Source organism: Bacillus sp. CCNWLW194, assembly GCF_037120585.1.
In the GTDB taxonomy this organism is placed as follows: Bacteria; Bacillota; Bacilli; order Bacillales; family Bacillaceae_G; genus Bacillus_A; species Bacillus_A basilensis.
In genome coordinates, this window is record NZ_JBBBBL010000027.1 from 1 (window position 1) to 24,379 (window position 24,379).

General features: G+C 36.9%; 24 protein-coding genes and 2 tRNA genes. All 26 read right to left on the bottom strand.

Annotated elements, in window-relative coordinates; all coding sequences use genetic code 11:
- Window positions 1-408: 408 nt before the first annotated feature.
- The 26 genes from lysS to spoVT all read right to left on the bottom strand — a co-directional run bounded on the left by lysS (window position 409) and on the right by spoVT (window position 24,322).
- A complete protein-coding gene (gene lysS, locus V7S50_RS32025) occupies window positions 409-1,908 on the bottom strand; it encodes a lysine--tRNA ligase (RefSeq protein ID WP_048526409.1) in 1,500 nt (499 codons plus the stop codon).
- A 159-nt stretch (window positions 1,909-2,067) separates the two neighbouring features.
- On the bottom strand, window positions 2,068-3,066 hold the full coding sequence (gene dusB, locus V7S50_RS32030) for a tRNA dihydrouridine synthase DusB (RefSeq protein ID WP_242256546.1): 999 nt from the start codon (window positions 3,064-3,066) through the stop codon (window positions 2,068-2,070).
- 23 nt (window positions 3,067-3,089) lie between these two features.
- On the bottom strand, window positions 3,090-3,293 hold the full coding sequence (locus tag V7S50_RS32035) for a helix-turn-helix domain-containing protein (protein WP_000387027.1): 204 nt from the start codon (window positions 3,291-3,293) through the stop codon (window positions 3,090-3,092).
- Window positions 3,245-3,760 carry a 2-amino-4-hydroxy-6-hydroxymethyldihydropteridine diphosphokinase gene (gene folK, locus V7S50_RS32040; RefSeq protein ID WP_063222220.1) on the bottom strand — a complete coding sequence of 172 codons (516 nt, stop codon included), beginning with the start codon at window positions 3,758-3,760 and terminating at the stop codon, window positions 3,245-3,247. The genes V7S50_RS32035 and folK overlap by 49 nt, the downstream gene beginning before the upstream one ends.
- Entirely contained in the window at window positions 3,757-4,119 is a 363-nt protein-coding gene (folB, locus tag V7S50_RS32045) for a dihydroneopterin aldolase (protein ID WP_000358060.1), read from the bottom strand. The genes folK and folB overlap by 4 nt, the downstream gene beginning before the upstream one ends.
- A complete protein-coding gene (folP, locus tag V7S50_RS32050) occupies window positions 4,120-4,980 on the bottom strand; it encodes a dihydropteroate synthase (RefSeq protein WP_242256547.1) in 861 nt (286 codons plus the stop codon). It lies immediately after the preceding gene.
- Window positions 4,955-5,827 carry an aminodeoxychorismate lyase gene (gene pabC, locus V7S50_RS32055; protein ID WP_242256548.1) on the bottom strand — a complete coding sequence of 291 codons (873 nt, stop codon included), beginning with the start codon at window positions 5,825-5,827 and terminating at the stop codon, window positions 4,955-4,957. Before pabC ends, folP begins: the two co-directional genes overlap by 26 nt.
- Window positions 5,821-6,408: an aminodeoxychorismate/anthranilate synthase component II gene (gene pabA / locus V7S50_RS32060; protein WP_242256549.1), complete on the bottom strand. Its 588-nt coding sequence runs from the start codon at window positions 6,406-6,408 to the stop codon at window positions 5,821-5,823. Before pabA ends, pabC begins: the two co-directional genes overlap by 7 nt.
- Window positions 6,409-6,413: 5 nt before the next feature.
- Window positions 6,414-7,811: an aminodeoxychorismate synthase component I gene (pabB, locus tag V7S50_RS32065; protein ID WP_242256550.1), complete on the bottom strand. Its 1,398-nt coding sequence runs from the start codon at window positions 7,809-7,811 to the stop codon at window positions 6,414-6,416.
- A 219-nt stretch (window positions 7,812-8,030) separates the two neighbouring features.
- A complete protein-coding gene (gene cysK / locus V7S50_RS32070; protein ID WP_063222215.1) occupies window positions 8,031-8,954 on the bottom strand; it encodes a cysteine synthase A in 924 nt (307 codons plus the stop codon).
- A gap of 113 nt (window positions 8,955-9,067) precedes the next feature.
- The gene (hslO, locus tag V7S50_RS32075; RefSeq protein WP_242256551.1) at window positions 9,068-9,943 is read right to left on the bottom strand and encodes a redox-regulated molecular chaperone HslO; all 876 of its coding nucleotides are present in this window, start codon (window positions 9,941-9,943) and stop codon (window positions 9,068-9,070) included.
- 6 nt (window positions 9,944-9,949) lie between these two features.
- Window positions 9,950-10,738: a type III pantothenate kinase gene (locus tag V7S50_RS32080; RefSeq protein ID WP_063222213.1), complete on the bottom strand. Its 789-nt coding sequence runs from the start codon at window positions 10,736-10,738 to the stop codon at window positions 9,950-9,952.
- 224 nt (window positions 10,739-10,962) lie between these two features.
- The gene (gene ftsH / locus V7S50_RS32085; RefSeq protein WP_063222212.1) at window positions 10,963-12,864 is read right to left on the bottom strand and encodes an ATP-dependent zinc metalloprotease FtsH; all 1,902 of its coding nucleotides are present in this window, start codon (window positions 12,862-12,864) and stop codon (window positions 10,963-10,965) included.
- A gap of 85 nt (window positions 12,865-12,949) precedes the next feature.
- Window positions 12,950-13,492, bottom strand: a complete 543-nt coding sequence (hpt, locus tag V7S50_RS32090) for a hypoxanthine phosphoribosyltransferase (RefSeq protein WP_000981838.1) — start codon at window positions 13,490-13,492, stop codon at window positions 12,950-12,952.
- Window positions 13,489-14,919, bottom strand: a complete 1,431-nt coding sequence (gene tilS, locus V7S50_RS32095) for a tRNA lysidine(34) synthetase TilS (protein ID WP_242256552.1) — start codon at window positions 14,917-14,919, stop codon at window positions 13,489-13,491. Before tilS ends, hpt begins: the two co-directional genes overlap by 4 nt.
- 290 nt (window positions 14,920-15,209) lie before the next feature.
- The gene (gene spoIIE, locus V7S50_RS32100) at window positions 15,210-17,681 is read right to left on the bottom strand and encodes a stage II sporulation protein E (RefSeq protein ID WP_063222210.1); all 2,472 of its coding nucleotides are present in this window, start codon (window positions 17,679-17,681) and stop codon (window positions 15,210-15,212) included.
- Between the two features lie 259 nt (window positions 17,682-17,940).
- A tRNA-Glu gene (locus V7S50_RS32105) sits at window positions 17,941-18,012 on the bottom strand.
- Window positions 18,013-18,025: 13 nt separating this feature from the next.
- Window positions 18,026-18,099: transfer RNA gene (locus V7S50_RS32110), tRNA-Met, on the bottom strand.
- 159 nt (window positions 18,100-18,258) lie between these two features.
- The gene (locus V7S50_RS32115; protein WP_000021451.1) at window positions 18,259-18,744 is read right to left on the bottom strand and encodes a S1 domain-containing RNA-binding protein; all 486 of its coding nucleotides are present in this window, start codon (window positions 18,742-18,744) and stop codon (window positions 18,259-18,261) included.
- A gap of 87 nt (window positions 18,745-18,831) precedes the next feature.
- Complete coding sequence (gene divIC / locus V7S50_RS32120) at window positions 18,832-19,191, bottom strand: cell division protein DivIC (protein ID WP_001208737.1); 360 nt, start codon at window positions 19,189-19,191, stop codon at window positions 18,832-18,834.
- The gene (yabQ, locus tag V7S50_RS32125; RefSeq protein WP_060629185.1) at window positions 19,188-19,841 is read right to left on the bottom strand and encodes a spore cortex biosynthesis protein YabQ; all 654 of its coding nucleotides are present in this window, start codon (window positions 19,839-19,841) and stop codon (window positions 19,188-19,190) included. The genes divIC and yabQ overlap by 4 nt, the downstream gene beginning before the upstream one ends.
- A complete protein-coding gene (gene yabP, locus V7S50_RS32130; protein WP_206772775.1) occupies window positions 19,838-20,125 on the bottom strand; it encodes a sporulation protein YabP in 288 nt (95 codons plus the stop codon). Before yabP ends, yabQ begins: the two co-directional genes overlap by 4 nt.
- Before the next feature lie 79 nt (window positions 20,126-20,204).
- Window positions 20,205-20,480 carry an RNA-binding S4 domain-containing protein gene (locus V7S50_RS32135; protein WP_001234876.1) on the bottom strand — a complete coding sequence of 92 codons (276 nt, stop codon included), beginning with the start codon at window positions 20,478-20,480 and terminating at the stop codon, window positions 20,205-20,207.
- 14 nt (window positions 20,481-20,494) lie between these two features.
- On the bottom strand, window positions 20,495-21,955 hold the full coding sequence (gene mazG / locus V7S50_RS32140) for a nucleoside triphosphate pyrophosphohydrolase (RefSeq protein WP_242256553.1): 1,461 nt from the start codon (window positions 21,953-21,955) through the stop codon (window positions 20,495-20,497).
- Window positions 21,956-21,967: 12 nt separating this feature from the next.
- Window positions 21,968-23,569, bottom strand: a complete 1,602-nt coding sequence (locus V7S50_RS32145) for a putative polysaccharide biosynthesis protein (RefSeq protein ID WP_242256554.1) — start codon at window positions 23,567-23,569, stop codon at window positions 21,968-21,970.
- A 216-nt stretch (window positions 23,570-23,785) separates the two neighbouring features.
- Window positions 23,786-24,322: a stage V sporulation protein T gene (gene spoVT / locus V7S50_RS32150; protein WP_063222207.1), complete on the bottom strand. Its 537-nt coding sequence runs from the start codon at window positions 24,320-24,322 to the stop codon at window positions 23,786-23,788.
- Between the last annotated feature and the right edge of the window lie 57 nt (window positions 24,323-24,379).

A 24,379-nucleotide genomic window follows, 5' to 3' on the forward strand; every position in this document is an offset into this window, starting at 1 on the left:
CGTTCATCCTGAGCCAGGATCAAACTCTCCAATAAAGTTAGTTTGTCTAGCATCTAAAAATAAAAATTGACGTTTCATGTTGTTTGTTTCGTTCAGTTTTCAAAGAACTTCTTCGTCGCTCAGAAGCGACTTTATTAATATAACATTTTGTTATATTTTCGTCAACAACTTTTTTCAATAAGTTGTTTTTCGTTTGTTTTGCTTGTTACCTTTCGTGGCAACGAATATAAATATACCAGTTTGAATATTAAAATGCAATAGTTTTTCTAATAAAATTTTCAACTTAGTAAAAAGGTATAAAAACAGCACTTTTCTTCTATATAAATATAATTTTTCGCACTAGCAAGATTTACTACCTCTAGGCAACTCATACTCAAATAAAAAAAGCTTTGGAGAAATCTCCAAAGCTTAGTCTTGTTTATGACGCATAGCAGGGAATAATAATACATCACGAATAGATGGCGCATTCGTTAATAACATAACAAGACGATCAATACCAATTCCTAGTCCACCTGTAGGAGGCATACCATACTCAAGAGCTTCGATATAATCATCATCCATCATATGAGCTTCGTCATTACCTTGTTCGCGTTCTTTTAATTGCGCTTCAAAACGTTCTTTCTGATCAATTGGATCATTTAACTCAGTGAATGCATTTGCATGTTCACGTGCAACGATAAATAATTCGAAACGATCTGTAAATCGTGGATCTTCGTCATTCTTTTTCGCAAGTGGTGAAATTTCTACCGGATGACCGTAAATAAATGTTGGTTGGATTAATTTATCTTCTACTTTTTGTTCGAAGAATTCATTTATAATATGACCAACTTCCATTGTATCCTTAATATCTACATTATGTTCTTTTGCAAGTTCACGCGCTTCTTCTACACTCATTGGATTCCAGAAATCCGCTCCAGAATGTTCCTTAATTGCATCTACCATATGAAGACGTGTCCATTCTGGTTCTAGATTAATTTCATAATCACCATATTGGATTGTTGTTGTACCTAGTACTTGCTTCGCAATATGAGCAACCATATTTTCTGTTAGTTTCATAATATCTTTATAATCAGCATACGCTTCGTATAATTCAATCATCGTAAACTCAGGATTATGGCGAGTTGATACACCCTCATTACGGAATACACGACCAATTTCATAAACTTTTTCTAACCCACCCACAATTAGGCGTTTTAAATGAAGTTCAATTGCGATACGCATATATAATTCCATATCTAACGCATTATGGTGCGTAATGAAAGGACGCGCAGAAGCTCCACCCGCAATTGCATGCATCATAGGTGTTTCCACTTCAAGATAACCGTTATCATCTAAGTATCTTCTCATTTCACGAATGATCTTACTGCGAGTAACGAATGTTTCACGGCTTTCCATACTTGTAATTAAATCTAAGTAACGTTGACGGTAGCGTTGTTCAACATCTTTTAATCCATGATATTTATCCGGTAATGGACGAAGAGATTTCGTTAATAGCGTAAAGCCCGTTGCTTTCACTGAAAGTTCTCCAACGTTCGTTTTGAATACTTTACCTTCAATACCTACTAAGTCACCTAAATCTGCCGTTTTAAATAATTCGTACTCTTCATCTCCAACGGCATCTTTACGAACATAAATTTGAACTTGTCCATGTAAATCTTGAATATGTGCAAATCCAGCTTTTCCTTTACCGCGTTTTGTCATAATACGACCAGCGATAGAAACAGAGATTTCCTTCTCTTCTAATTCTTCTTTAGAGAACTCCCCATATAAGCTTAATAAGTCATTTGTTGCATTTGTACGTTCAAATCGTTTACCGAACGGATCAATTCCTTGCTCACGTAAGTTATGTAGCTTTTCACGACGAACAAGCAATTGGTCATTTAATTCTTCGTGGTTCATGTTATCCATGGTATTGATATCACTCCAGCTCTATTAATTTTTACAATATATACAGTATAGCATTTTCTACTCAACTAGAAAAACTGCCAGCAACTAACTGGCAGCTCTTCTTTCTTTCACGTAATTATAGGAAGTGTATAGAAGAATGTCAATCTTCCCTATCTATTATTAACCAACGTGAATTGTTTGTTGTTTTGCTTCTACTTCTTCTACAAATGCACCTAGTACATTCGCAAGGTCTTCACGCGTATTACAAGCATTGATACCATTACGTACAGTTGCATTACCACGAATACCCTTTAAATACCAAGCTGCATGCTTTCTCATCTCTCTCACAGCGACATTTTCATTCTTTAAATCGATAAGACGATCTAGATGCAACATACATACGTCAATTTTCTCACGCACTGTTGGTTCCGGCATTAGTTCACCTGTCTCTAAATACTTTACCGTACGATAAATCATCCACGGATCTCCCAGAGCAGCGCGACCAATCATAACACCATCTACACCAATTTCATCAAGCATACGCTTTGCATCTTGTGGCGTTGCAACATCACCATTTCCGATAACCGGGATGTTTACAGCTCGCTTTACTTGTTTAATAATATCCCAATCCGCTTTTCCCTCATACATTTGTACTCGTGTACGTCCATGAACTGCTACCGCTTGTCCACCAGCACGTTCAACAGCTTTTGCGTTCTCGATTGCGAAAATATGATCCTCATCCCAACCAATACGCATTTTAACTGTAACTGGCTTTTCTACAGCATCTACAACTGCCGCTACCATTTCATATATTTTATTTGGATCTAAAAGCCACTTCGCTCCTGCATCACACTTAACGATTTTGGGTACCGGGCAACCCATATTAATATCAATGATGTCTGCTGTCGTATATTTATCTACGTATTTCGCAGCATCTACAAGGGTTTCTTTCTCACCACCAAAAATTTGTAAGCTTAATGGCTTTTCTCTCTCATCGATATATAACATATCTAATGTTCTTTTATTGTTCAGTAGTATTGCCTTATCACTTACCATTTCAGCACAAACTAGACCTGCACCGAATTCTTTTACTGTCAAACGGAATGCAGAGTTACACACTCCCGCCATCGGTGCTAATACAACTGGATTTTTCATCTCAATATTTGCGATCTTTAACACTCGACTTACTCCTTCCTTCATAGTCACTTTGGCATTAACTCATCTATCGAGACCTTTAATGCTTTAGCAACTTCCACTACAAAATCTTGGGAAGGCGATCGATTCCCTCTCTCAACTTCACCTAAAACAGATACAGATACCCCTAACTCTTTTGCAAAGCCTTCTTGCGTATAACCTTTTAGCTTTCGAAAAGCTCGAATGCGTCTTCCCCATTTTTCTGCTTCCATACCGTTACTCCCTCTCGCCTTTTCATTTCTTCTACTTGTGAACGTGAAATGTTTTGTTTTATATCTTGATTAATCTCTAACAACGGAACGATAACAAAAGCTCTTTCGAACATCCGCGGATGCGGAACAATAAGATTCTCTGCTTCAATATTTTCTTGATTATATAGCAAAATGTCAAGGTCGATAGTCCTCGGACCCCACCTAATTTCCCTTTTTCTTCCTAAATCATTCTCTACTCTTTGTGTAACCTTCAATAATTCTTGCGGTGATAAATTGGTAGAAATTTTTATAACTAAATTTAAAAAGCAACTTTGGTCAGTATAGCCAACTGGTTCTGTTTCATATACAGATGAAATATCGTTAACTTGGATATACGGGTTTTTGTTTAAAAACTGAATCGCTTCAGTTAAATACGTATAACGTTCTCCGATATTTGAACCTAATGCAATGTAAGCTATATTATTCATGGACGTTCTCTCGTAATTTCTACTGCTACAGCACGATAATGTCCCGGGATCGGTGGATCTGGTTTAATTACCTTTATCGTACATCTTGAAATACTCTCATATTGTTTCAATATATCTGTAGCAATATTTTCAGCAATACTCTCTACAAGCTTATACGTTCTATCTTCAACAACTTTCCTACATAATTCGAAAAGCTCTCCATAATTGACAGACTGCTCTAAGTCATCACTTTCTCCTGCCTGTTTCAAATCCAATTCCACCGTTAAGTCCACTTTAAATCTCTGGCCTAATTTATTTTCCTCTGGGAATACACCATGATAACCATAAAACTCCATATCATGAATATAAATTTTATCCAATTACTTTACCCCCTTACCAATCATTGCATCCATCATCTTAGCCATACGTGCCATTTCCTTCACATCATGAACACGAACAAACTCACAACCCTTTTCAATACCAAGACAAACGGTAGCTCCCGTTCCCTCAAGACGTTCCTCTACCGGTAAATCTAGCACGTGTCCAATAAAGGACTTTCTTGAAGTACCTAAGAGAACTGGGTAACCTAGTACGTTTAACTGTTCTAAATTACGCATCGCTTCTAAGTTTTGTTCAGGCGTTTTAGCAAAACCAATACCTGGGTCTAAAATAATATTCTCATCTCGCACGCCAGCATCTTTAGCAATTTTAATACTGTCATATAAATCAGCAATCATATCAGCTATTAAATTACGATAATTCATATTATCGCGATTATGCATTAAGATGATAGGCACATCATAATGAGCTGCAACTTCAGCGATTTTCGGTTCCGCCTTCGCTCCCCAAATATCATTAATAATATGAGCACCCGCTTCTATTGCTTGTTTTGCAACTTCAGCTTTATACGTATCGATAGAAATAGGCAATTGCACTTCTTTTGAAACTGCCTGAATCATCGGCACAACTCGTTTTATTTCTTCTTCCACTGATACCTTAGCAAAGCCCGGGCGAGTAGATTCTCCACCGATATCAATAATATGAGCACCCTCATCTCGCATTTCTTTTGCATGGCGCACCGCAGCCTCTACCTCGTTGTAACTCCCACCATCAGAAAACGAATCTGGCGTTACATTTAAAATCCCCATAATTAAAGTTTTTTCATTTAAGTTCAATGTATATTCGCCGCAGCGCAAATCATAATCCCACTTCAAACTACACATCTCCTCTTCGTAATTCATTTCTGCTCCACAATTTCTCTCTCTGCATTTCATAAAGATTCATAAACTTTTTTGTAACCATCCCTACTTTACCCGGGAAATCTCGCCCCTCTATACGATTAAGCGGAACAATTTCTTGAATCGAATTTGTTACGAAGACTTCATCAGCTGAAAGTAATTCTTCTTTTGTAAAGAAACCTTCCTTTACTTCTATACCTAGTTCTTCAGCAACTTTTATAATAAACGCACGAGTGATACCATTTAAAATCCCCGTTTTTAACGAAGGTGTATATAGAATATCACCTTTTACAAAAAAGAGATTCGAAACAATACCCTCTGCAACATAACCTGTTTCAGTAAGGAAAATACCTTCCTTATTCAAAACACTTCCAATTTCACGCTTTCCTAAAATGTTATTTAAATAATGATGAGACTTCAAACGAGACGCACCTTCTGGTGTATTTCGCACTTGCTTTAAAACAACCCCTTCTTTTTCCACTACATCTCCTGGGGCCGCTAAAGGTTTGATAAAAACAATAACAGACGGCTCTTCATACATTTCCGTTTGCAATCCAATTTCATCTATACCCGCTGATACATTAAAACGTACATAGGCATGCTCTAATTCATTCTTAACGAGTAAATTCTTCAAAATAAGCAGTACTTCATCTTTCGTCATTGTCCATTTAATTTGCAATGTATCCAGTGCACCTATTAAACGGTCATAATGATCATCCAACAAGAAAGGATGACCATTATAGATACGAAACGTCTCAAAAACTCCAAGACCATATAAATAACCATGGTCATACGGAGAAATTCTCGCTTCACTCGCTTCTACATACTTACCATTTACGTAAATTAACATGATGTCACACTTGGACTGTATTTACGAATGAAATTCTGCAACAACTCTTTCCCATGAGAAGTCATAATAGATTCCGGATGGAACTGTACACCTTCAATTGGTAAGGTTGTATGGCGAAGCCCCATAATTTCCCCTTCTTCAGTCCAAGATGTTACCTCTAAGCAATCAGGTAACGTTTCTTTCTTAACAATAAGTGAGTGATAGCGCGTCGCGGTAAATGGATTAGGAATATCCGAGAAAATCGTCTTTCCGTCATGATGCATAAGCGATGTTTTCCCATGCATCAATCGCTCTGCACGAACTACCTCCCCACCAAACACTTGTGCAATGGATTGATGCCCAAGACAAACCCCAAAAATCGGAATCTTTCCGGCAAAGTGTTGAATAACCTCCATACTAACGCCCGCTTCATTCGGACTACATGGACCTGGCGAAATCATTAAAAAGTCTGGTTTCATATTCTCAATATCTGAAATAGTCACTTCATCGTTACGTTTAACAACAAGCTCTTGTCCCAGTTCTCCAAGAAACTGCACTAAATTAAATGTAAAAGAATCATAATTATCAATCATTAATATCATTTCTCTCACCTAACCGTTTCTTCACTACATTCTTTTGCACGCCATAAAGCAATCGCCTTTTTTAACGACTCTTTATATTCATTTTCCGGATTTGAATCAATTACAATTCCCGCTCCTGCTTGTACATGCGCTTTTCCATCTCTAGCAAGAAGTGTTCTAATCACAATATTTAATTCCGTATCTCCAGAATAACCAATCCAACCAATTGAACCTGTATAAATCCCTCGGCGAACAGGTTCTAATTCTTCAATAATTTCCATCGTACGTATTTTCGGGGCACCAGTAATTGTTCCCCCAGGGAATACAGCCTTCACTAAATCAAAAGCATCTTTATCTTCTTCCACCTCACCACGCACATTAGAAACAATATGCATAACATGTGAGTATTTCTCAATTACCATAAATTCATCTACTTCTACAGTGCCATATTTACAAACACGCCCTAAATCATTTCGTTCTAAATCCACAAGCATGACGTGCTCTGCTCTTTCTTTTTCATTCTCAATTAATTCTCTTGCTAATTCTTCATCCTCTTGCTCATTCGCCCCTCTAGATCTTGTTCCGGCAATTGGTCTTGTACTTACTTCAGTTCCTTTTTTCTTAATTAGCAACTCTGGCGATCCACTAACAATTTGAAACTCCCCAAGCTCCAAGTAACCCATATATGGAGATGGATTAATTTCACGAAGACTTGTATAGATTTCTAGCGGGTGTGTTTGTAACGTTCTCTCTTGTCTTGTCGACAAGTTTACTTGGAACACATCACCAGCCCCAATATATTCTTGAATACATTCAACCGCCTTCATAAAGCTTTCTTCAGTAAAAGCAACTGCTTCGCTTTTCTTTTCAGGGCATGCAAATGGTATAGTCACTTCCGGCGCTTCTGTCGACCAAAGAATCTTCCATTCATTTAATCGCTCTTTTGCCTCTTCATGCTTATCTACATAATGCGTAATAATCCATAGTACTTTTTCTTCTTGATCATACACAAACACATCATCAAATAATAAAAAGAATATATCAGGTATATTAATGTCATCCTCTGCAAGAGAAGGGAGTTTTTCAATATAACGGATACAATCATAACTAAAGTAACCAATTGCACCACCTTGAAAAGGCGGGTACTCCGGATTATAGTCTGTTTTCCATCGCTCCATATATTCCTGCATTAGATCTAATGGGTTTCCTTGCTTTATTGTTTCCTTACCACTTTCGCTTATATGTAACGCTTCACCCTTTCCTCGGATTACCGCTACTGGGTTTAATCCCACAATGTTATAACGACCGCCACGTCCACTCTCTAACAAAATATGTTGCGGCTTATCCTTAGAAAGAAATTTATATTGCTTAAAGAAATCTAACTGATATGGAATAGAAAGCGCTAAAGATTTTCTTCGTTGCATATCAACACCCCGTCTTCTTTTATCCCACCCTCTTAGATTAACCACTTCAACTACATTCGTTATGTATATAGATCGGTTATACTCGAAGGCTAGTGAAAATAAATTAATTATACTACCTCTTATTTTACATGAAGTTTTCTAGTCATTCACTCTTTTCCTATTTCCAATCCAAAAAGAAAAAGCATCCTTTTTCAAGGATGCTTTTTCAATCACATATAATTAAGACTCAAATTGATAAAGTGGTGTACTTAAATAACGTTCACCGTTACTTGGGATAATAACAAGTACCTTTTTCCCTTTACCTAACTTTTTCGCAACTTCTGTCGCTGCATAAATAACTGCTCCTGAAGAGATGCCCACTAAAATACCTTCTTCTTTAGCCACTCTTCTTGCATATTCAAATGCTTGCTCTGTTTTTACTTGAACAATTTCATCATATACTTCTACATCCAATGTTTCTGGAACAAATCCCGCCCCAATTCCTTGGATTTTATGTGGACCTGGTTTCCCACCAGATAATACTGGTGAATCCGCAGGTTCTACTGCATAAATTTTAATATCTTTATACGCTTCCTTCAGTACTTCACCAGCACCAGTAATCGTTCCACCTGTACCAATACCTGCAATAAACGCATCTAATTGGTCACCCATTTGTTCAACAATTTCTGGACCTGTTGTTAAACGATGAATTTCTGGATTTGATTGATTTTTGAACTGTTGCGGTATAAAGTAGCCATGTTCTTTTGCTAATTCAGTCGCTTGACGAATTGCTCCGCCCATTCCTTCAGGCCCTGGAGTCAATACTAATTCAGCGCCATAAGCACGTAATAAATTACGACGTTCAACACTCATTGTTTCTGGCATTACTAAAATTGCCTTATATCCTTTAGCAGCTGCTACCATCGCTAAGCCAATTCCTGTGTTACCACTTGTTGGCTCAATGATTGTATCGCCCTCTTTTAATAATCCTTTTTTTTCAGCATCTTCAATCATAGCTAACGCAATACGATCTTTAACACTGCTCCCCGGATTCATAAATTCTAATTTCAAATATATATCTGCGCTATCTGATTCTACGATGCGGTTCAACTTAACGATCGGCGTTTTCCCGATTAATTCTGAAACTGATTGTGCCACTCGCATTCCTGTCACTCCTAACACCGAGTATTTTTATTGGTTTTATCTATATTTAGATTTTGTCAGAAAATTCCCTGTTTGTCAATCTATTTGGAGGATTGTTCCTCTTAATTCCCTTATTACAAATTCTCAATTAAATTTGTAATATCCTCTTTAGAAAACTTGTATCGTTCATTACAGAAATGACAATGAACTTCTGTTTCTTCTTCTTCTTCACGAATTTGCTCTAACTCTGTTTTACCTAAACTAATTAACACACTCTCAATACGTTCGCGTGAGCATGTACAATTAAATTGAACATCCATCGTTTCTAATACTTTTACTTTATCTTCTCCAAGAACTGCATACAGTAGCTCTTCTGGAGAAAGACCTTGTTCAATCAATGTTGATACAGGAGGGGTTTTTTGTAAACGATCTTCGATGAATGAAATTGTTTCTTCCTGTGCGCCCGGCATAATTTGAAGGATAAATCCACCTGCTGCTAATACGCTGTCATCTCCATTTACAAGAACACCGACACCAACAGAAGAAGGCGTCTGCTCAGAAACTGCAAAATAATACGTGAAGTCTTCCCCTAGTTCTCCCGAAACGATTGGAGATTGACCGATAAACGGCTCACGCATACCAATATCTTTAATTACTGTTATAAAGCCTTCTGTACCTACCGCTTGATATACACGTAATTTCCCTTGTTCCGTTCCTTCAAAGTCCACATGTGGATTTGTTACATAACCACGTACATCCCCATTTGCATGAGCATCTACTAAGATAGGACCAATCGGACCATTTCCTTCTACCTTAATTGTTAACTTTTGGTCACCTTTTAACATTGCGCCCATAATTGTACCCGCAGTTAAAGAACGACCAAGCGCTGCTGAAGCTGTTCTCCATGTATCATGACGTCTTTGCGCCTCACTTACTGTGTTTGTTGTGCGTACACTATACGCACGCACTTCTCCATCAAATGCTAATGCTTTTACTAAATAATCTTTCATACGTATTTATTCACCTTTCTCATGCTGTAAATTTGCATTACGCTCGTATAACATATATAAACCTTTTAATGTTAAAAATGGATCTACAACATCAATTACATTCGATTCTTCTGAAATTAATTTCGCCAATCCACCTGTTGCAATAACTTTCGGTTCTTGTTTAGCTTCCTCTTTCATACGCTTAACGATACCTTCCACTTGTCCAACATACCCATAAAGAATACCAGATTGCATGGCACTTACTGTATTCTTCCCAATAACACTGCTTGGTTTTGTAATTTCAATACGAGGAAGTTTTGCCGCTCTACTATATAAGGCCTCTGCTGAAATCATAATTCCTGGCGTAATAACTCCACCCATATAATGTTTTTCTTCGTTAATATAACAATATGTAGTAGCCGTACCAAAATCGACAATAATAAGCGGACTTCCATATAAGTGGATTCCTGCTACTGCATTTACAATTCGGTCCGCGCCTACTTCACGTGGATTTTCATATTTAATATTTAGCCCCGTTTTTATTCCAGGACCTACTACAAGCGGTTTAATTTTAAAATACTTTTCACACATGCGCTCTAAAGCAAACATAATTGGTGGTACGACTGAAGACACGATAATACCTTTCACATCTTCAAACGAAAGACCCTCATGCTCAAGCAACTGCTTTACAAGCATTCCATATTCATCTTCGGTCTTATGACGATCTGTTTCCATGCGCCAATGTTGACGAAGTTCCCCCTCTTCAAACACGCCTAGCACAGCATTTGTGTTCCCTACATCCAATACAAAAATCATATTCTCACCACTTATCTTATTTAATCTATATTTGTGCAGTATGTATAAAACTTATAAAAACATCATATCACACATACTTATATAATCAGCTTTTCTATCCTCATCATTTTACAAAAAGATGACTCTCTATTTCAATTTTTAATACCAGTTTTATTTAAATTCTTTTTCCACTTCACTTCGTTCCACAAATAAAAAAGGAGTGACTATCGTCACTCCTTCATCTCTTACTTATCTTCTGTATCTTCATCGTCCTTCTTCATGTTGATGTTTACTTTCACATCAGATGAAGATGTTGGACGTTCTGGTAATCTGCCGTAATCACATAAATGATTGATTTGCTCTGCATCTAACGTTTCTACTTCAAGTAACGTTTTCGCGATAAGATCTAGTTTATCACGATTTTCAGTAAGAATTTGTTTTGCACGAGCATAACAATCTTTCATAATCGTTTGCATTTCCACATCAATTTCGTGTGCAATTGCATCACTGTAGTTTTGTTCTGAATGGAAGTCTCTTCCTAAGAACACTTGACCACCTTGTGAGCTACCAAATTGCATTGGTCCAAGCTTATCACTCATACCAAATTCCGTAACCATACGTCTTGCAATGCCAGTCGCACGTTGGAAGTCATTGTGAGCACCTGTACTCACTTCACCAAATACAATCTCCTCAGCTACTCGACCACCAAGTAAACCAGTGATTTTATCAAGTAACTCTGGCTTTGTCATGAAGTAACGATCTTCTTTCGGAAGCATTACTGCATATCCACCAGCTTGACCACGAGGGACAATTGTTACTTTATGAACGACATCAGCTTCATCAAGAACAACACCAATTACAGTATGGCCCGCTTCATGGAAAGCAACGATATTACGTTCTTTTTCAGAGATAACACGACTTTTCTTAGCTGGACCTGCAATAACACGATCCGTTGCTTCATCAATGTCACTCATATCAATTTTCTTCTTATCTTGACGTGCAGCCACTAAAGCAGCTTCGTTTAATAAGTTTTCAAGATCGGCACCAGAGAATCCTGGCGTACGAGTTGCGATTGCTCTTAAGTTGATATTCTCATCAAGCGGTTTATTACGAGCATGTACTTTCAGTACAGCTTCACGGCCATTTACATCTGGACGATCTACTGTAATTTGACGGTCAAAACGACCTGGACGTAATAACGCTGGGTCAAGAATATCAGGACGGTTTGTCGCAGCGATGATAATAATACCTTCGTTTGCACCGAATCCATCCATTTCAACAAGTAATTGGTTCAACGTTTGCTCACGCTCATCATGGCCACCACCAAGACCTGCGCCACGTTGACGTCCTACCGCATCAATTTCATCAATGAAAATGATACAAGGAGCATTTTTCTTTGCGTTTTCGAATAAATCACGTACACGTGATGCACCGACACCGACGAACATCTCTACGAAATCAGAACCACTGATAGAGAAGAACGGAACGCCTGCCTCACCTGCAACAGCACGTGCTAGTAAAGTTTTACCTGTACCTGGAGGTCCTACTAATAGAACACCCTTCGGAATACGGGCTCCAACTTCAGCGAACTTACGAGGATCTTTCAAGAATTCAACTACCTCAACAAGCTCTTGTTTCTCTTCATCCGCTCCAGCAACATCTCTGAAACGAACTTTTTTCTTTTCGTCATTATATAACTTCGCCTTACTTTTCCCGAAGTTCATAACACGGCTACCGCCGCCCTGAGCTTGGTTTAATAAGAAGAAGAATAAAATGAAGATAATAACAAACGGAATGATAGAAGTAAAGAAGGTTACCCAAGCACTTGTTTCCTCTGCTGGTTGATACTTAACTTCAGCACCTTGCGCTTTGTCATTAATTTTCTTTTGTAATTCCTCAGTATTTGGTGCATAAGTAACAAATTGTTCTCCTTGGCTAGAGTTGTTAAATTGTCCTTTTACCTCAAATACACCATTTTTCGGTTGAAGTTGCACATTACGCACTTCACCTTTTTCTAGTTTAGTAATGAATTTATCGTAGCTAACTGATGTCGTTTTTTGTGTCGAACCATTAAAATAGCTCACGATTCCAATTACTACTAGGAATATCAGTAAATAAAAGATGGTATTACGGAAGATACGATTCATTCCTAACCTCCTCTCACGGCATAAGCACTATAGTAAATCGTAACATAGAAAAAATTTCCTATACAATTGTGACGCCTGTATTTAATTAATTTGAGTAAACGCTTGGTTTTAATACTCCTACATAAGGAAGATTACGGTACTGCTCTTTATAATCTAATCCATATCCTACAACAAATTCATGCGGTACAGTAAATCCAACATAATCCGCTTTCAAATCCACCTTACGGCCTGTCGGTTTATCTAATAACGTAACGATTTTTACAGACTTCGCTTTACGATATTTAAATAGGTCCACTAAGTAACTTAGCGTAAGACCGCTATCAATAATATCTTCAACGATTAAAATATCGCGACCTTCTACAGAAGTATCAAGGTCTTTTAAAATTTTCACTTCGCCTGTTGAAACAGTTGAGTGACCGTAACTAGATACAGCCATAAAATCCATTTCAAGATATGTATCTGTTCTCTTTAATAAATCTGCCATGAATGGCATTGCACCCTTTAGTACACCAATCGCAAGAGGTACTGTGTTTTTGTAATCCTCTGCAATAATTGCGCCTAATTCGAGCACCTTTTCTTGTATTTGCTCTTCAGAAATTAATACTTTTTCGATATCTTGATTCATCATTTCATTATCCTCCCGGAAGACTCCTTGCTTTTGTAGTGAATAATCACATATTTATCCTTCTTTGCCTTCTCTTTCGAGATAGCAAATGCAGATCGCTTCAACAAGGGTAACCAAATAATATTCCCACTTGCATCACAAACGACCGGCCATTCTTCTCTTTTTTCTCTTGGTACTTTCGCTTCGATAAAAATAGCTTTTATCTTTTTGGTGCCATTCATACCTTGTATTGACATGCGATCTCCATTTTCTCTAGAACGAATACGAAGTGGATATGATATATCATTATACTTAGCAACAAATACTGTTTCATTCATGTTACTTGGTATATCTTCGCTCACCTCTGTTACAAGTTTATCCCCGTTCGATAGCGTAATTGTCCCAGGCACTGATAAATCTTGTAAAAAAGGAGAAACAATTTCTTGTTTAAATCCAAAGCTACACTCCTCGTATGTGCGAACAATTTTTAAATCACCTGGGAAATCAAGTGAACCCGAAGGTTGTGTCCGCTTAAAAAACTCAATCACTTTGTCAATATGTATAGAGGAAAGAGAAGATGGAATCTTATATTCATAAAGATAGTTTAATATTAGTTGAATCCCTCTTCTTTGTAAAGGCATAGACATGGATTCAAAGGCAGGAATTGATAAGCTAATTTGTTTATCACTTTTTTTTGTAATTACTTTATTCATTTTCTCAAAAGCTAATTCCTGCAAATATGCCTCATCCTCTTGTATCTGCATGCTAAATTTTTGGAATTTCTCATGCACTTGTGAATTTTCTTCTTTCAAATGAGGAAGAACATATTTACGTAATCGATTCCTTGTATATACTTCCTTTTTATTACTCGGATCTATACGGGGAATTATTTTTAGCTTATTACAGTAATCAACAATTTCTTCCTTCGTTACTCCAAGTAACGGCCTAATTAAATACCCATTATGAAAAGGACGCTTCACCGCAATTCCTGCATACCCTTTCGGAGTACTCCCTCGTACAAGACGCATTAAAATCGTCTCCACTTGATCATCACCATGATGTCCAAGAGCTACATATCTCGCATCATATTTCTTCATTATTCTTTCCAAAAATGCATATCTGCATTCTCTAGCAGCAACCTGTGCATTCATCCCGTATTGCTGTTGATATTGCGACACATTAATCCTTATCGTTTCGCAAATAACTCCCAGTCCTTTACAAAGGTCCTGCACAAACTGTAAGTCCTCATGAGATTCATCACCTCTAAACATGTGATCCACATGTGCCACTACAATTTCAAACCGTTTTGCTGCTCTTTTTTCTAACAAATAATATAGAAGAGCCAAAGAATCAGGACCACCTGAAACACCTACAACAATTGTTGAACGTTCCTTTAATACATCATGCTGCTTTACAAAGTCATCTACCTTTTCAACAAATGTATCTTTCAACTTCGTAATCACCTTTCATTAAACAAGAACAGCAACGTTAGTTACCTTGTTTATAATGGTACAACTTTTACAAACATTGTGCAAAAAAAAGATATACAAAAATTACATTTTTATCTTACATCCTCCGTACATATTCACAAAAATAATAACATTATCTTTTAAAGAAAAAAAACCTAGGCATTTACCTAGGTTTTTAGAAATTTAGATGGGACAGGCTGCCCATAAAGGTCCGATTGGTGAAGGTTAATAATCAGCGGAAGATAAAGCCCCCCACTGATTAGGGTTTCACCTTATTGTGCCTGCACTCCTACAATTGGAATCGTAGCCCACTTCGGCATATTTTTCTTCACTTTCGCCACAACAATGGTCATATCGTCATTTATATAACCATCACAAGAGCGAATCACCTCTTCCATGATGATATCAGCAATTTCTTGCGGATCTTCGGTTTGTAACTCTTTAATTTTCCGCTTCATCCATAGTTCGTGATTCTCCACATGTTGTGCTCCCTCAAAAATCCCATCGCTCATCATAATAAGAATATCGCCCGTTTTTAATTGTTCACCCACTACATCAACTTCAACATCCTCAATAATCCCCATTGGTAGATTACTTGCCTCAATTTTCAAAATATTATTTGCGCGTTTAACAAAACTCGGCGTCGATCCAATCTTTAAAAATTTCGCATTCGCATCCCGCAAATCTACCATAGCTAAATCTAACGTCGTAAACATCTCTTCTGTTGTTCTTAAGGAAAGAATAGAATTGATAGACTTAATCGCTATTTCCTCATCAATGCCTGATTGAAGTATTTTTTGTAATAATTTTACCGTTTCTTTACTCTCCATATGAGCTCTTTGCCCATTTCCCATACCATCACTAATTGCAAGCGCATATTTACCAACACTTAAATCCATCATCGCGTAAGAATCACCCGAAACAAACCCACCGCCTTTTGCAGCTGTGGCCAAGCCCGTATCAAGAGAATACGTTTTTGCTGAACCAAATGATATTAAGCTATGGCCGTTCGGATAAGAAGATTTTTCTTCATGTTTAACAACAATGTTTTCCTTTAGAATATCAGAAAGCATCGGTGCAACTAACTTTTCACATTCCCCATGTTCATTAGATGCAACTGGAATCAACATTTCAATATCAATACTCCCTCTATCTAAACAATAAATATCAACATGCTCTATTTCTACACCAAAATCACGAAACGCTTGCAGAATCTGTTCTTCTTGTACTTGATGATTTTCTCGTTCCCTTTGTATCTCCTTAGCGAAATCTTCCATAACTTTTGATACACCTAATAGTTGCTCTGCTACTATTCTACGATTTTCCTTCATTTGTTTTCGTAATTTTTGCCCCTCATAAAAGTGATCTAATTCGCCCGCTACTAAATCCGTCACTTTCTTCCCTCTCACACAATGCTTGTCCCATTCACGAACTAACTTTCGATTATGCTGCAACGTCCCCTCTTCCGTTTCGCTCATTATTTGTTTCATATAATCATACGTTTTGTCGAAGTTAACTACCCAGCATTGGTCCTTTTTAAAGCATGTTTGACATGTTTTTGCAGTAATTGTACTTAAGAACAAATCTGCCTCTGTCTCTTTATCTTCCTCCTCGACATATCCATATACAGAAAAGCTATTAGATAAAGCAGCAAATACATTGGCAAATTGATTAATCTTATTCGCTGTAACATCACGCATCCTTCTTAAATACTGTTGTTGATCTTGCGAATGTTCCTGTGTGCCTGGCATAAATTTAGCAATACGATCCATAACAAGTTTCGGTGTTAATAAGAAGAAAGCAATCGCCACACCAGATTCAATTAAGGTTGTCACAATGTTTGTTTGCTTGTCTACATATAACGTAATCAAGCTCGTCCCAATTAATAAACCTAAACTAACACCTAAGCGCTTCCCTTCTTTTAATAAACCACCAAGCAACCCAGAAAAGGCTAACAGACTAAGTTGAGATAAGCTGGAGACATTGGCTAAACTTAATATTAATCCAGTTACAACCCCCACTGTAGATCCTGTAGCGGCCCCCGCGATAAATGCAAACACGAGCACTAAATACCTAGTAAAAATATGTTGAATAGAAGCATCATATACAAACCAATCCGTTGTACCCGTTAAAACAGATGCTAGTAATATAATTAAACAAACGATTTCTTCTGTCTCTAACGCTTGCTGTTTACCTTTTCTTTCTACTAAAAGCGGAACGCTTTGTAAAAATATCATAGTTAATACGAAGCTAAGCCCTGCCTCAATCGTACTAACTAGCAAATCGTACATGGTGACGGTTTGTTGTGCAAAATATACGACAACTAAATGTGCGGTTAATGCGGAGATAAATACTTGGAATGGAACAAGACCAACAGTTTTACGTGTAAATCGACTGAAGAAGATATTATAAATGAAGAAAGTAAAAATAGATGCAAAGGTAAAGAATAAATTATCTATCGAAACTGAAAGTGCGCCTCCCATTAGAGCCAAGAACGCGAGCGGCATTTTATCCCGCTTCATAACATAAACAGCAGCAAAAAACGGTAGTGCAAACGGTAAAATGTTTGTTAATATATATGCTCGTCCCAAAAGAAAACCAATAACAACAATAATAAATCCCCATCTAAAGAAAACTTGCTCAAACTTCATTCGCAACTTACTCGTCCACTTTACTGCTCCAAGCTGACTCTCATTCATTGCCAATGCACTTGTATTCATAGTATTCCTTCCTGCTTTAGGCATATTTTTAACACCACCTGCATAGTTTAATTACTGTCATTATAAAAGATGATTATTGGGATTTTTGTCAAAACAACAGTTTTCACTTTTATAATCGTTCGACTTTTTATTCGAAATAACTCTACATATATACACGGTATGTAATTTATCCTTAAATTTTTAATTGAACATTCAGAAAATATAGGGTGATTTTGTAGAAGCATTGTATGTCTTAATTTATTTAACAAAAAAAGATCATGCAAATTTGCATGATCTTTTTAGATGACCCGTACGGGATTCGAACCCGTGTTACCGCCGTGAAAGGGCGGTGTCTTAACCACTTGACCAACGGGCCGTTAAATGAAATATAGCGGCGGAGGGGATCGAACCCCCGACCTCACGGGTATGAACCGTACGCTCTAGCCAGCTGAGCTACACCGCCATGTCGTCTTATTTAACGGACAATTAGTATCTTACCTCAGATATAATTTAAAGTCAACATATCTTGAAAATTTTTTTAAAATATATTTTCACATATAAAAAAGCACCCCGAGCAATTGCCCTGGGCACCTCTCTATATGCTAAGAATTAAACGTTCTGATTATCCGCGACGTGCGCCACGGCCACCACGTTTAGATTCTGTGTTACGTTTTAAAGAAGTTAAGCGATCTTCGCTATCCTTTAAGAAACGTGCCATTTTTTGCTCGAATGTTTCTTTTGGAGCTCGGTCGTTACCGCCGCCACGGTTATCTCTGTTGAAAGAACGATTATTACGTTGTGGACGTCCAGAACGTTGTTGATCGCCACCGCGTTGGTATTCACCACGTGGACGATCTCCTTCTGTTTTTTCACGCTCTTTCGCTTTTTTAATAGATAGACCGATCTTACCATCTTTTTCAACGTTAATAACTTTTACTTCTACTTGGTCGCCCACTTTTAAGTGATCGTTAATATCTTTCACATAATTATCAGCAACTTCACTAATATGAACTAGACCCGTTAAGCCTTCTGGCAGCTCCACAAAAGCCCCAAAATTTGTAATACCTGTTACTTTACCCTGTAACTTGCTGCCTACCTCGATTGACATAAAAAAAATGCTCCTCCTTAGTGGTTAAAAAGTCAAATTTTACTTTATTATATATAATCCTAAAATATAGTGTCAATAAGACATACTCTACTTAGAAACAGGAAAAATTATCTCCCCTTTTCCAGAGAAGAAATAATCCCTTCTAGCAATCTTTAATACGTACTCTTCATCATTTAACTTTTGAACTTCGTCTTTTAGACTCTTTTCTTTATTCGTTAATGAATCCAGTTCTTTTTTCATGTCCTTAACTTTTGCTTCTTTTGCTCTAATGGAACTGTTTTGTTGATAAAACGTTACACTAATACTCGCAATAATTGTAAAAGCAAAGACAAGAAAAACCGCTAAACGGCGATAAAGTCGCTTCCTGTTCTCATCCGTTTGTATTATATGCTCTTTAACAGGATTTGGACTCTGTTTTTCGATTGTTCTTTGTCTCAGTTCCCTCATTTCCGAGGTCCCCCTAACTTCTTTTTTATACGCTCCCATAATTGGAAGATATGTCCCTTCAATTTTGCTACATATTGCAGGAACCCTACATGTTTCATTATAAAAAGTTTAACACGATTAGGGAGAAGTTTCCATATGAGCGAAGCAATAAATCGAACAGGCCAGAAAAAAACTTTCCATATGAAAAGTAATATCCAAATCACCATTTTCCATAACACATGTCCAATTGAAAGCAGTATACGAAATAAGAATAATATAAATGCAATAAATAGCTGCGCTATAATAATAACAGGTTTTATCATGAGTAGCTGTATAATTTGAACAAAAAAGTGTGTTGTTTGCACAAAAATATAGATGAGAAAATTTAACAGTCTCATATATACTGCCTTCAATAAGCTTTGATATGCCGCAAAACCACATAATAATGCTAAAAATACATATATACGTAGTTCAGCTTCATTTACAAGAAGCAATACATAAAAAACGAATAATGCTTGGACAATCCAAAATAGTATATCATGTATAAATACAAGCCAACGTTTACGTTCTTGACGCTTTAAAAATCGTTGGTAGGTATCTAAAGACGCTCCAATCCAAGCACCCATTCCAATCATTGAGAGCATCGTATACAACTGAATTGTTAGACTCATTTAAACAACTTACTAAAGAAGCCTTTAGTTTTATCCCCTTGATTCTCATCAATATACAGCATCTCATGAACTTTCCCTTTAATCGATACAATACCTTTTTCTACATCTAAATTTTTCATTTGCAAATTTTGACCACGAATTGTTAAAAAGCCCATTACAGTCTCAAGTAAAAACTCTTCGCTATCAAAACTCTCCACCTGCTTTACACCGGTAATATCAATTACGCGCCTGCCACGCATAATAATATCATGCTCTACAGAAACATTTTGTTGATTAGAAGACATAGGTGAGTAACCATTATTCACGTAAATCCCCCCATACATTTATACTAGCTAATAGTAATGTATGAAGAGATAATTGATTTTAGAACAAGCCTTCTTCAGCCTTTACTTTTTCTTCACGAACTAAGCTATACATATTTGCTGCATCTTCTTTTTTTGTCGTTTCTTTCAATTCGTTTATTTTTACAGTCACTATTTTTTGCCCAAAACGAATTGTTAATTCATCAGCTACTTTCACATCTGAACTCGCTTTTGCCACTTGACCATTAATTGATATTCTTCCTTGGTCAGCCACTTCTTTCGCTAATGTTCTTCTTTTAATTAAACGTGATACTTTTAAAAACTTATCTAGACGCATGTTAAATCCCCCCATTAACGCTCTGTTTGTTTTGCCTCTTCCCATAAAACATCTAACTGCTCTAATGATAAATCTTGCATCTCTTTATTCATTTCAGCTACCTTTGCTTCCATGAATAAGAAACGACCAACGAATTTCTCATTAGTTGAACGTAACGCCTCTTCTGGATCTATTTTATAATGACGAGCTATATTAACAAACACAAATAGTAAATCGCCAAATTCACCTAACATCTTCGCCTCATCCATGTTTGTAACTTCTTGTTGGAACTCTTGCCATTCTTCTAAGGCTTTCTCTATCATCGGTTGTACTTCAACCCAATCGAAACCAACCTTACCAGCTTTTTTCTGAATTTCATAAGCGCGTAGTAACTGTGGTAAACTCTTTGGAACTCCATTTAAAACAGATTCTTTCACGAATCCTTTTTCCTGTTTTTTAATTTCTTCCCAATTGGCAATTACTTCATCGGCATTATTTACATCCGTATTCCCGAATACATGCGGATGGCGACGAACCATTTTCTCAGATAAAGTTCGAATAATATCATCTATAGAGAACCAACCTTCGTCCTCTCCAATTTGGGCATGCAACATAACTTGTAATAATATATCACCCAGTTCTTCTACTAAGTGATCATCATCCTCTTCATCAATTGCTTCCAACACTTCATAAGCTTCCTCAATTAAATACTTCTTTAAAGATTGATGTGTTTGCTTTTTATCCCACGGACAACCATTTGGTCCACGAAGGTCTGCAATAATTTCTCTAAGCACATCAAACTGTTGATACAAGGACGCACGTTCCTGAACTGGTGGTACGTACACACTCGTTAAATTATTCAACTCGGTTTCATGATCTAACATGTACAACGGTACCTTTTTAACTTGTTCAAATGAAGTCCCTGCAGCTGTTACGATATACACATCGTAATCATCTGGTAGCATCTCCATTAATGTTAATTTCACATCTGATGCAACGAATGCGTCATAAACTTGGCAAAAGATTAAATGTTGACGTAATTCTAATTGTCCTCTTTCAAATGATGTGGCGTCAATTAATTGGAATCCTTCAATCGGATCAATCTTAAGACTTGCAAACATAGGGTCAAGGAAACTTTGTCCACCTTCAATTCGCACCTCAACATTCGCTACTTTGCCTTTTTCCAAAAGTAGCTGAACCGTCCTTTCCGCTACAAGCGGGTGCCCTGGAACGGCATAGATGATTTCTGTGCCTTCAGCTTGTTCTAGCAATGTATTCGCAATTGTTTCATATACAATTTCAAATGTATCATGTGCTTCATATATATTGTCAAAGGCTGTATATTGTATACCATCTTTCTCCAACTCTTCTATAACGGGATGTTCCTTCGTTCTAACAAACATGTGATCTGCTTCTTTTATTTTCCGATATACACTCATCGTTAACTGATCTAACTCACCAGCACCTAATCCTAAAATAGTAATGATTCCACTCACAACCTGCCACCTCTATCCACTCTTCTTCAATGAACCTTCTTTTTTCTCTTTTTTCATAACGGTTCCTATTTCCGCTTTTGTAAATACACGTAATTTTAAAATTAAAAACACATATGTTAATCCACCGATAGCTACACCTAACAACGCCTCAAGTGTCGCAATCCCTCTATGTTCTGTATCAATTACTAATCCAGACATTTGCAATACACGCATAAACATTATTAATACAAATCCCATACCGATACCACTAATAACTACACCTAACATATTCCGTTTATCAATAAGCGATTCCGATACAACTCGCATAAGTAATGCACTATTTAGCAAAGAAATTACAAGTAACGCAACTAGCGTTGCAATTGCAGCTCCCTTCACACCAAAATACGGCATTAACATATAGTTTAAAGCTAACTTTAAACAACCTCCAAATATAACGAATACCGCTGGCTGTAATGTTTGTCCTAACCCCTGCAAAATAGAAGCAGTTGTAATCGACAATGAACTAAATAAAATAGATAAAGATAAAATGGATAAAACATCTGATCCATCACTATTTTCAAACAACATAATATTCGTAGGTTGAATAATACAAGTTAATCCAACGGCCGCCGCAAATCCGATAACAAATGTTATTTTCATTGCTAACTTTACCTTTTCTCGAATAAAGGTAAGATCTCCTCTTTCCTTCGCCGCTGTAATAATTGGAATAAGCGACAACGAGAAAGAAGTTGTCACGACAGTACCTAATTGCATAAGTGGGATACTTCTGTCATAAACACCTTTTAATACCTTTGCACTTTCAGCTTGCTCTCCTGCCCCAATAAGTAAAGAATAGAAGGAAACAGAATCGGCCATTTGTATAAAAATAAGCACTAAGTTACTAACACAAATCGCCAGTCCTTGCCAAAACAGGATATTAATAATCCTCTTTTTTCCTTTAATTCTCTTTACACTTTTAAAGAATATGGAACGAAAGTCATGACGCATATAAAGTACAAGTACGATAATCCCAATCAATCCGCCTGCGATTGAGCCTAACATAGCACCTGCACCGACTGTATATAAATCAAATCCGTGAGCAATGAGGAATAGAGATAAAAATACAATAATAGAAACACGAATTGTTTGTTCTATCACTTGCGAAACAGCTGTTGGCATCATATTATTAAACCCCTGAAAATACCCTCTTGCTACAGCTAAAAACGGCATCAATATGAATGAAAATGAAATAACACGCAATAGCTTATCTAAGTGTATATCGCCCATGGCTGTTGCAATTGCTTCGGCACCAAAGAACAATGTAAAAAAGCCAATAAAACCAATCCCTAATAAAAACCAAAAAGATACACAAATAATTTCTTCTGCTTCTTGCTTTTTCCCTCGCTCTAATCGTTCCGCAACCATTTTTGAAATTATAATGGGGAACCCATAAGTGGCTAAAATTAAACAAAATCCATAAAACGGATAAATTTGTTGGTAAATATAAAAACCAATATCACCCGCTATATTTTGATATGGAATACGGTAAAAAGCGCTTAATACCTTTGTAACAAAACTTGCGATTGTTAATATAATAGCCCCACGCCAAAAGGCTTGATATTTCCTCGATTCCATACAAGAAAACTCCTTTTTCTGTTCTCACCCCTCGTATTATATCATAAAGAAAAGGACAAACTTCCTTACCTACACGAGTAATAATACGTTCGTGCAACGAAAAAAGGTAGCAAAGCGCTACCTTCATTCAATATACATATATCTCCGAATAATTGATTTCTCAAGAAGAAATATCATAATTAGGAAAGATTGCTACTTCTAAAATTCGATATAGCCTTATTGCTCCATTTGTTTCGCTAAAAAGCTTGCTGCTGTATTTACTGACTTATGCTCTATTTCACTTATAATAGCCTCTTTAGAGAAGATAATAACAGCCCCAATTGGATCCCCATTCGCAACAATTGGGCCAATTGTATAGGAATGAACTTTTTCTGTTACTCCATCAATAATTGAAATTTCGCTTTCATCTGTCATAATTACAGACTTACGTTCTTCCATTGTCTTCTCAATTAAATCGCCAACACTTTTATTTAAGTATTCTTTTTTAGATATGCCTGCTACTGCGATAATAGAATCACGATCGCATACAAGCACATTATGTCCTAAGCTATCGTATAAAGCTTCCGTATATTCTTTTGCAAAGTCACCTAATTCACTAATCGGAGAATATTTCTTCAAAATCACTTCTCCATCGCGATCAACAAATATTTCTAGTGGGTCTCCTTCTCGAATACGTAAAGTTCTACGAATTTCCTTCGGGATTACTACCCTGCCTAAATCATCAATTCGACGTACGATTCCAGTTGCTTTCATTCTAATGCTGCCTCACTTTCTACTGATGATCAAAGTGGTGAATTTACCTGTTCATGT